11 protein-coding genes and 2 pseudogenes are annotated in these 8684 nt (G+C 52.4%); 6 read left to right on the top strand and 7 right to left on the bottom strand.

The genetic code is table 11. The annotated features are described in order from the left end of the window. The 7 genes and pseudogenes from PPL9_RS17090 to PPL9_RS17060 all read right to left on the bottom strand — a co-directional run. Positions 1–664: pseudogene (locus PPL9_RS17090) on the bottom strand (thiosulfohydrolase SoxB); the annotation flags it as partial. A gap of 138 nt (positions 665–802) precedes the next feature. Beyond that, entirely contained in the window at positions 803–1645 is an 843-nt protein-coding gene (gene soxA / locus PPL9_RS17085) for a sulfur oxidation c-type cytochrome SoxA (protein ID WP_057463826.1), read from the bottom strand. A 27-nt stretch (positions 1646–1672) separates the two neighbouring features. Continuing rightward, positions 1673–2002 carry a thiosulfate oxidation carrier complex protein SoxZ gene (soxZ, locus tag PPL9_RS17080; protein WP_057463825.1) on the bottom strand — a complete coding sequence of 110 codons (330 nt, stop codon included), beginning with the start codon at positions 2000–2002 and terminating at the stop codon, positions 1673–1675. Between the two features lie 23 nt (positions 2003–2025). Then, positions 2026–2460 carry a thiosulfate oxidation carrier protein SoxY gene (gene soxY, locus PPL9_RS17075; RefSeq protein ID WP_057463824.1) on the bottom strand — a complete coding sequence of 145 codons (435 nt, stop codon included), beginning with the start codon at positions 2458–2460 and terminating at the stop codon, positions 2026–2028. A gap of 128 nt (positions 2461–2588) precedes the next feature. Beyond that, positions 2589–3047: a sulfur oxidation c-type cytochrome SoxX gene (gene soxX, locus PPL9_RS17070; protein ID WP_057463823.1), complete on the bottom strand. Its 459-nt coding sequence runs from the start codon at positions 3045–3047 to the stop codon at positions 2589–2591. Positions 3048–3175: 128 nt separating this feature from the next. Beyond that, positions 3176–3748: a thioredoxin family protein gene (locus PPL9_RS17065; protein WP_057463822.1), complete on the bottom strand. Its 573-nt coding sequence runs from the start codon at positions 3746–3748 to the stop codon at positions 3176–3178. Between the two features lie 63 nt (positions 3749–3811). Next, positions 3812–4549 (bottom strand): cytochrome c biogenesis protein CcdA, encoded by a 738-nt coding sequence (locus tag PPL9_RS17060; RefSeq protein WP_057463821.1) that lies wholly within the window; start codon positions 4547–4549, stop codon positions 3812–3814. A 60-nt stretch (positions 4550–4609) separates the two neighbouring features. Between PPL9_RS17060 and PPL9_RS17055 the strand changes: the two genes are divergently transcribed. The 6 genes and pseudogenes from PPL9_RS17055 to PPL9_RS17030 all read left to right on the top strand — a co-directional run. Next, positions 4610–4987: a thioredoxin family protein gene (locus PPL9_RS17055; RefSeq protein WP_244272111.1), complete on the top strand. Its 378-nt coding sequence runs from the start codon at positions 4610–4612 to the stop codon at positions 4985–4987. Positions 4988–5051: 64 nt separating this feature from the next. Next, positions 5052–5558 carry a heme-binding protein gene (locus PPL9_RS17050; RefSeq protein ID WP_057463820.1) on the top strand — a complete coding sequence of 169 codons (507 nt, stop codon included), beginning with the start codon at positions 5052–5054 and terminating at the stop codon, positions 5556–5558. A gap of 146 nt (positions 5559–5704) precedes the next feature. Next, complete coding sequence (locus tag PPL9_RS17045; protein ID WP_057463819.1) at positions 5705–6052, top strand: metalloregulator ArsR/SmtB family transcription factor; 348 nt, start codon at positions 5705–5707, stop codon at positions 6050–6052. Positions 6053–6090: 38 nt separating this feature from the next. After that, a complete protein-coding gene (locus PPL9_RS17040) occupies positions 6091–7149 on the top strand; it encodes a YeeE/YedE family protein (protein WP_057463818.1) in 1059 nt (352 codons plus the stop codon). A gap of 337 nt (positions 7150–7486) precedes the next feature. Further along, positions 7487–8113, top strand: coding sequence for a bifunctional nicotinamidase/pyrazinamidase (gene pncA, locus PPL9_RS17035; RefSeq protein ID WP_057463817.1), 627 nt, complete (start codon positions 7487–7489; stop codon positions 8111–8113). After that, positions 8110–8684: pseudogene (locus tag PPL9_RS17030) on the top strand (nicotinate phosphoribosyltransferase); the annotation flags it as partial. The gene pncA and the pseudogene PPL9_RS17030, both read left to right, overlap by 4 nt.

Raw genomic sequence — 8684 nt, 5'->3', positions numbered from 1 at the left:
CGCCACGCTCGAAAATCTTGTAGGGCGCGAACGCTGGTTCGTCCCACTCATTGTCAAAGATGTTAGCACCCAAAAACGGGAAGGGCAGCTCCTCAACAATCTCGTTGACGCGGTCAATGCCGTAGGTAAACTCCCAGTGGGAGGTCATGGCATCCGGCTTGAGTGCGTTCATCAGGTTGACCATATCCTGACCTTCAGTGCGCAGCGCAGTCATGGACCCGTGCCACGTATCACCGCCATCCAGAAACAGCGCATCAGGACGTTCTGCCCGGATCGACTTCACAATGGTCGACACCCGGTCCAGCCCGCCCATCTTGCCGTAACTGCGGGCCAGTGAGACAAAGTCCTCAGAGGTGAGGGCATAGGCTTCCGGCGTTCCGGTCTGATAGTTGAACGCGCTCAGCAAATCCTGACCGGTGATGTGCGGCAGCAATCCCTTTTGGGCACCCACACCAATATTCACGGAGGGCTCACGGAACCAGACCGGCTTCACCTGAGCATGACAATCCGTAAAGTGGATGATGGTCACGTTGCCGGTGGTTTTGAAGTCTAGAAGTTGGTTCTGTGTCAGGGACTGGCGTGCGGCCAGCACTGGAAAATTCCCAGCCCCAAAAATAGCGGCTGCAGCGACACCGGCCTGCAAGAAATCACGGCGCGAGATCATCTCCGCACCCTCCGTAGGTTATTAGAATTTCGAAAATTGTTTTAGATCAGGAGGTTGCTGCATAAGAGCAACCTCCAAAATCACTATTTAGCATGAGCGAATTCTTATCACTTGATTTCTCAATCAAGTGGAATGCGCCTAGTTACGAACAGATGGGGTCTCGACTGAAAGTCCCATCCCGCGAGATGTTACATAAGCTTCCAGAGCAATGAACTCATCACTTCCGCGCTTGTAAGGCTCAGCCCGCACCTGATCCATACAGCCTTTAAACCGGCGGTGAATGGACCCAAGTCCGCCCCACTTCAGACGATACACCGGGAACCCGTTGATCTGCCCCTGACTCAAATGGTCAGCACGGATCATGTTGCCGTAATTGTCTTCGTGGCAGTTGGCACAAGCCATATTCAGCAGGCCAACACGGGTGTAGTAAAGCTCTTCACCCTTCTTGACCCAGTCCGCAATCGGCCCGTCAGTCTTCATGGCAACCGGCATGCCACGAGATTGCAAACCGATCAGAGCCGTCATAGCCAGCATCTCGGCGCTCTCCCATTTCCACGGCTCTGCTCCCTGATGCGTCTCGATGGACGCATTGATCAGCATCTCCATGGTGGCAGGCTTGCCCATCTCGTCATTCCAGCGCGGCAACTTGGTCCGCAAACCGGTAAAGTTATCCGCATCTCCATGACAATCCGCGCAGGACTGATTGGATTTTCCGGCGGGCGTTTCCCAAATTTCCTCTGCATACTCAATGGCCACAAACGCTGGATTCTCGAAATCATCCATTTGCAGTGCCTGAGTTTCAGCAGAGCGAAAACGCCAACCTGAAATCAGCTCGTCCAGTGGATGGTCATCCGCCGGAACAGCAGTTGTTGCAATTGTTTCGCCATCGATGACAAGTTCGCGTCCGTCATCTGCAAGCGCAGCAGTGCTAAGTGTGCCGAAAAGAAGCCCCCCAGCGAGTATTGAAACCGTCCTTTTCATACCCTTCTCCTCCCAAAGAATGGCTGCCTAGGCGACCGTGATTTTCTTTTCCATGTCGTAGACCGAGCCGTCATCATCGGTCCATTCGAACCGAACCGCTCCAGACTCTGGAATCCGCATCTGAAACTCGATGTAAGGGTTCGCAGAAACGGATGGTTCAATATCTGCCATGAACACGGGCTCGCCATTGAAGCTGGCAGCAAACTTATTGATGATCTTGCGTGGAATGGTCTCGCCGGTTTTCTTGTCCTTGCGCTGACCAGATTCCATCGGATGCGAGATCAGTGTCTTGATGGTCACGACCTCGTTTACGCTTGCCTTTTTAGGCACTTTGACGCGTGGTTTTACCTTTGCCATGTGTTTCTCAATGCCTTTTCTGATTAACCGCCACAGCCACCGATGGTGACCTTGACACTACGCTTTGTCATGATGGCGGACCCGTCCGGCATCTTTGCAATGGCGACAATGTCCTGCGTTTTCGCAAGGCGAATACGGGTCTTGGCTTCCTGAGCACCGGAAAGAGCGCTGAAGTGTAATGTCGCAACACCTGGGCTCGGGTTGCCTGCTGCAAGCAGCATGATGGAGGCTGCACCCGGCGCAGATACTTCAATCGGAACAGTGTTCCCGTTTTCAGCAATCTCTGGCGCACCAATGGTAATGTCACCGCTTCCCGGCTTTGCGCCGCCAGTGAACTCCACAATTGCATCTTCAACAGCATTGCCTGCTGCAAACGCCGGCGCGGTAAAACGCAATGTCGTCAGAGCGGCTGCGCCTCCCACTGCCAAACCAAGCGCTTCACGTCTGGTAACAGTCATTAAAAATCCTCCTTGGAGCGTATCTCCCCAACAGGCGCTGAGCACTCTTTGGGAAAATACGCTTAAGCAATAATTCTGAGCGTGATGCGTAACCGGTCAGCAACGCAGCACGCTCAAGGCAAACGCGCCTATTCTTTCAAAGTCGCCAGATAAGCGACGATGTCTTCAACTTGTTCTGCTGAAAGAATGGTCTTTCCCGCAAACTTCTTTGCCACGCGGTTCAAACCTTCGCTCTTGTAGAAGGCAGGCATAATGGTCGCTTCCCCGAAGACTTCCTTCGAGTTGACAACAATCGCCCGCAATTCCGCTTCGGTATAGGTGTCTCCGATACCCTCAAGGTACGGACCTATCTCTCCGTGGAACTGCTCTTCAGCAAGATCATCATTCGCGTGACAGGCAAGGCAGTTTCCCAGTTTCCGGTTGGCGAACCATTCCCGTCCTTTGGCTGGGTCACCAACCGCACCGGTCAAAGACACCGGCACAGCCGCCTCGACAAATTGAACGTCACCTGGAGCAACAACTCCGGCAACGGCACTTCCTGAAATTAGCAGCGTTGCAGCCGCTATAGTTTTGGCAATCGCCTTCATTGCTCCCTCCCAATTACAGCGATTCAATATTTTTATGCTACTCAAATACGTAGAAACACTCAACTTAAAATTCACATAATTGAATATGTTAATATATCGACCTTAGTCTAAATAGTTGAGTGAAAACGCTATTTTGAGGCTGCTTTTTGTTTCAAAAATTCACGTGCATGAAATTTTTGAAAATGTTCTTCGCCCTCATAGCCCTTCTGTTTGACCCAGCGGAGCATGTTGAGGGTGGTCCATTTTCCAAATGAACCAGGCATGGTCTGCACAGAGGCAGTCCCTGCTGTTTTGCCAGTCCCAACCTCTTCAGGCAGGAACAGGAAGGTGGGCGTGAACACAACGCCCCAGCGACGTGCGATGTTCTTCTCGGTTTGAACTTCCCCGTCGAAGTCCGTCACCTCTTCATCGCCAAACAGGTTCATCTGAACCACGAAGTAGTTGTCTTCAATGAATTTGCGAACCTCCGGGTCGCTGAAGACATTCTTATGCAAGCGCGAACAGTAAATGCAGCCGCGTTGCTCAAAGAGAATGACCATGCGTTTGCCTTCTTCATTGGCAGCGGCAAGGTCCTCTCTAAGGTCTTTGAAGGTAAGGCGAAGCCATGGCTGTTTGTGGAGACCGTCCTCTCCAACCTCAGCAAAGCTCAGTGTCATGCTGGCGAAAATCATCGCTGCAGCAAGCATTAGTTTTTTAAGCATCGATCTCTCCCATAACGCACCGCTCCCAAGAACCCCTCTATGGTTTCAGGATGCGGAAACGCCTCAGCTTAAAGATGTCAATCCCGGCGCATACTCAATCATTTGCTCTGCAATCCAGGAAACGGTGTTCGTCCCAATCAACACCGCAAAAATAATCAAAAGAACGCCCATGCCTTTTTCGATGGCACCAAGGTACTTTCGAAAACGGCCCATGAAACTCAGGAATGGCTTTGAGAAAACAGCTGCCAGAATGAACGGCAGCGTCATGCCAACCCCATACGCAAACAGCAGCAACATGCCCTGAGAAACATCATCACTGGCGCCAGCCGTGAACAAAATAGTTGCCAGAACCGGACCAACACAGGGCGTCCAGCCAAAGGCAAAAGCCAGTCCCACAAAGTAAGCGCCAACGATTCCAGCCGGGGCCGAAGAGCTGTCGAGCCGGGCTTCTCTCAGCAGCAGGTTGAGCCGGATGATGCCGACAAAATGCAGGCCGAGAATGAAGATGACAGCAGCAGCCATGTAGCGCAGCACATCAAACCAGTCTCGCAGCAACTGGCCGAAAACCGTTGCCGTTGCACCAAGGCCGACAAAGATTGTGAGAATACCGGCAGCAAAGAAAAACGACGTAAAAACAACACGTCGCTGGATGGCAGGGGTCACCCCGTCACCGGAAAGCTCGTTCATTCCAATGCCTGCAATGTAGCAAAGGTAGAACGGCACAATTGGTAAAATACAAGGCGATAGGAACGAGAGTAACCCCGCGCTCCCCGCCGCAATGATAGTTAGATCTGGATACATATGGGCACTTGCTAAAAACACATTCTATTATTAGAATATTTAGATATCATAGATTTTAAAATGTCAATCGTGGATATCATGAGCAATTTTGGTTGGATCTCATTTGTCATTTTCGCCCTTCTTTTCAGCAGCGCTCAAGCGGCTGGTTCGACCATGAAATTGCTCATGGTCGAGGACGAAATCTGTCCTTGGTGTGAACGCTGGGAAGAGGATATTGGTGGCGCCTACGGCAAAACAGAGGAGGGGCAAAAAGCCCCTTTGATGCGGATGGATATTGATGATCCGATTCCCAAAGACGTGACCCTGAAAGGAAAGGCGCGGTTTACGCCAACCTTCATCCTTTTAATTGACGGCGCCGAAGTCCAGCGGATTGAAGGTTACCCGGGAGAAGACTTCTTCTACCCCGCCCTGAACCAGATGCTTCAGTCTGCTCAATAACAATATTGAAAAGAAATTCATCTTTCCCGGCCAGTCCGGGGCATAATTCAGTTGGGAGAACTCCATGAAATCATTCATCACAGGGGCGGCATTGCTCGCAATGTCCGCAGGCTTCAGCATTGCGCAGGCCGAAGATGAATCCGCCTTTGTCAGCTTCAAGTCATTGAAGCCGGAAATCGCCATGAAGCTTGCCGTCGCCACCATGGAAGCATGCCGTGAAGGCGGCTATCAGATCTCTGCTGTTGTCGTTGACCGCTTCGGCCAGACACAAGCGGCAATCCGGGATCGTTATGCTGGCGTTCATACAGTCGACACAGCCCGCGGAAAAGCATGGACGGCTGTCAGTTTCCGCGGATCTACACTGGAAATTCAGCAGGAGATCAAGGCAGGCAATCTGTCGGCAGGACTGCGTGACATCCCGGGTGCTGTGGCACTGGGTGGTGGCCTCCCAGTCGAATCTGCAGGCGCTATTGTTGGTGGAATTGGTGTCTCCGGTGCGCCCTCTCCAAAAGTTGATGAGGAATGTGCCCAAAGTGGCCTAGAGGAAATCTCGGATTTGCTGGACTTCTAAAAGGTATTCGCGGTGCAATGGTTGAAAAATGATTGCATTCAGCGTATGCCACCACTTCAAAGGTGTGCTGTAAGGTCAGCTGTAATTTATTCAACTTTAACTGACCTTGCTCACTCCGTTCCAAATGGTCTGCAGGATTTGGTTTAATGGCTATACCCATGATTGAACGTGGGATGAAAGAAGAAGACATCGAGCGCATGGTCGGCCATGCCAAGGATGCAACTGATTTCCTGAAAGCATTGACACACGAAGGCCGATTGATGATCCTGTGTTATCTCGTTACGGGCGAAAAGTCTGTAACAGAGCTGGAGCAGCTTCTGTCGTCTCGTCAGTCTGCGGTCAGTCAGCAACTTGCACGTTTGCGCCTGGATGGTCTGGTAAATTGCCGAAGGGACGGCAAGGCAGTCTATTACAGCCTCAAGGATGAACGCGCTGCTCGGGTTTTGGACCTGATTTTCGAGTTGTTCTGCACCGAAGAAAACAACGATAAGTAATATTTAAGCTCCGGCGTTTTGGTCTTGGGAGGGATCAAATGTCCGAGGATATTCTGGCGGCACTCGCAGGCCTTGCGGGTGGTGTTTTGCTTGGCCTTGCTGCACGTCTTGGCCGCTTCTGCACACTTGGCGCAATTGAAGACGCCCTTTATGGCAAAGAATGGCTGCGCATGCGCATGTGGGCCTTCGCCATTGCCATCTCCATCGCATCGACGTTTCTGTTGGCGGATCTTGGTCTGATCGCGCTGGACCAAACCATCTATCTCACCCAAAGCTGGAACCCGTTCGCCTGCATCGTCGGCGGTCTGATGTTTGGCTATGGTATGGCAATGGCAGGATCCTGCGGTTTCGGCGCTTTGGCACGCTTGGGCGGCGGAGATATGCGGTACTTCGTGCTCTCCCTGGTGATCGCCATTTCAGCAGCCATGGCCGTGGGTGGTCCAACAGCCTACCTGCGTGTGTTCCTGTTCCCGACCGAACTCTCGGAAGCAAGCTCAACAGGCATTGCGCACGCTCTTGCCCAACGGCTGGAGCTTTCCGAACTGACAATCGCCCTGGTCATTGCCGGAGCCATTAGCCTTTTCGCTGTCAGCAACAAAGAGTTCCGCCAAAGTCCCAAAGCTATTATTGCCTCATTGGCTGTCGCTGTCGCGGTCCTCTTCGGTTGGGTTGCAACCAGCTATCTCTTTGAAGAAAGCTTTGAGGAAGTTGCAGTGGCCAGCCATTCCTTCACAGTTCCGGTGGGCGATACCCTTATGTATCTCATGACCGCATCTGGTGGTGGCCTGTCTTTTGCCGTCGGCTCAGTCATCGGTGTCCTCAGTGGGGCGTTTCTTGGTTCACTCATAAAAGGCCATTTCAGATGGGAAGCCTGTGACGACCCGCGCGAACTGAGACGTCAGATCCTAGGAGGTTTTTTGATGGGCACTGGTGGCGTGATTGCTCTGGGCTGCACCATCGGGCAGGGCATATCAGCCTTCTCGACACTCGCAGTCAGCGCGCCTGTCGTCATGCTCTCTATCATCGCTGGAGCCGCCATCGGCCTTCGTCAGCTCGTTGTCGGCTTTCAGTTCGCCTTCTGGAAGCAGTCATCCTGACGGAGTACCCGCAGTGACTTGTGCATAAAACTGCCCTTTGAGTAAGGCGGCCAAGACACACATTGCCTAAATTATAGATTTTACCTCTGGTTGCTGATTAATCCCGCATATTTTGCTTGAGTTTGGCGGAGATTATCGCAATATTTCGCGCTGGCCACTTCGGTGTATCTAAACGTCCTCGCATTTTGCTCTGCGAAAAATACCGCGTATCTCCGAAAAGTGGATGCCGGTTTTCGGAAAAAAGATACGCGAAAGCAAAAACTAAAGCAGCTCAACTAGTCCAGCTTAAATGCGAGCTGCTTTGAACAGGACTACTCATCGCGAACAGGAAGCAACTATGACACGACCGGCAAACGAAGCTCTGATTATGATTGATATTCAGAACGATTTCTGTTCGGGCGGAGCTCTGGCTGTTAAACACGGTGAGCAGATCGTCCCCCTGGTAAACGAGCTACAAAATGAATTTGCTGTCAAAGTGTTGACGCAGGACTGGCACCCGCAGCACCATAAATCCTTTGCGGACAATCACGATGCCAAACAGCATTATGATATGACAGACATGCCTTACGGCCCGCAGGTCCTCTGGCCAAACCATTGCGTGCAGGGCACAAACGGCGCCGCATTTCACAAAGACCTGAATACCGACAGCGCTGACCTTGTCCTGCGCAAAGGCTTCCGTCCGCACATCGACAGTTACTCCGCTTTCTTTGAGAACGACCACACCACCCCAACCGGCCTGTCGGCCTACCTGCGCGAGCGTGGTGTTGATACGCTGCACATGGTTGGTCTGGCCACGGATTTCTGCGTGCGTTTCTCAGCCGTGGATGCGGCAAAACTGGGGTTCAACGTGATTGTGCATCTGGATGCCTGCAGAGCGATTGACCTGAACGGATCCCTGAAAGAGGCTTTGAATGAGATGCAAAGCCACGGCGTCAAATTCTCTGGCGAGATGGTTGCACAATGATTGATATTGCCTCCCGCGTTTATAACCACAATTGGAAAATCGACCCGATTGTTCGTTCCCTGATCGACACCGACTTCTACAAGCTGCTCATGGCACAATCGGTCTTTCTGAAAAAGCCGAACACGCAGGTCACCTTCAGCCTCATCAACAGAGCGCAGCACATTCCGCTGGCAAAGCTCATTGATGAAAAGGAACTCCGCGACCAGCTGGACCACATCCGCACGCTCTCCCTGTCTCGCGGGGAAAGCACATGGCTGCGCGGTAACATGTTCTACGGCAAGCGGTCCATGTTCCGCGCCGAGTTTCTGGAGTGGTTCGAAAACCTGCGCCTGCCGCCCTATCATCTGGAAGTCAAAGACGATCAGTACGAGCTCACCTTTGAAGGCGACTGGCCCGCCGTGATGCTCTGGGAAGTCCCGGCTCTCGCTGTACTGATGGAACTGCGCTCCCGCGCCGTGCTCAAAAACATGGGCCGGTTCGAGCTGCAGGTCCTGTATGCCCGCGCCATGACCAAACTCTGGGAAAAAGTCGAATGCCTGCGCAAGGTTGAAGACCTCTCACTGGCAGACTT

The sequence above is a fragment of the Pseudovibrio sp. POLY-S9 genome, from assembly GCF_001431305.1.
GTDB lineage: Bacteria > Pseudomonadota > Alphaproteobacteria > Rhizobiales > Stappiaceae > Pseudovibrio.
The sequence above is the reverse complement of the archived record's forward strand: the minus strand, read 5'-3'. Positions and strand labels throughout refer to the sequence as shown.

Coding starts and splice junctions, on each gene's coding strand:
- pncA (WP_057463817.1), top strand. CDS start 7,487: ATGACACGACCGGCAAACGAAGCTCTGATTATGATTGATATTCAGAAC.
- soxZ (WP_057463825.1), bottom strand. CDS start 2,002: ATGGCAAAGGTAAAACCACGCGTCAAAGTGCCTAAAAAGGCAAGCGTA.
- PPL9_RS17055 (WP_244272111.1), top strand. CDS start 4,610: ATGTCAATCGTGGATATCATGAGCAATTTTGGTTGGATCTCATTTGTC.
- PPL9_RS17065 (WP_057463822.1), bottom strand. CDS start 3,748: ATGCTTAAAAAACTAATGCTTGCTGCAGCGATGATTTTCGCCAGCATG.
- PPL9_RS17060 (WP_057463821.1), bottom strand. CDS start 4,549: ATGTATCCAGATCTAACTATCATTGCGGCGGGGAGCGCGGGGTTACTC.
- soxA (WP_057463826.1), bottom strand. CDS start 1,645: ATGAAAAGGACGGTTTCAATACTCGCTGGGGGGCTTCTTTTCGGCACA.
- soxX (WP_057463823.1), bottom strand. CDS start 3,047: ATGAAGGCGATTGCCAAAACTATAGCGGCTGCAACGCTGCTAATTTCA.
- soxY (WP_057463824.1), bottom strand. CDS start 2,460: ATGACTGTTACCAGACGTGAAGCGCTTGGTTTGGCAGTGGGAGGCGCA.
- PPL9_RS17050 (WP_057463820.1), top strand. CDS start 5,052: ATGAAATCATTCATCACAGGGGCGGCATTGCTCGCAATGTCCGCAGGC.
- PPL9_RS17045 (WP_057463819.1), top strand. CDS start 5,705: ATGGCTATACCCATGATTGAACGTGGGATGAAAGAAGAAGACATCGAG.
- PPL9_RS17040 (WP_057463818.1), top strand. CDS start 6,091: ATGTCCGAGGATATTCTGGCGGCACTCGCAGGCCTTGCGGGTGGTGTT.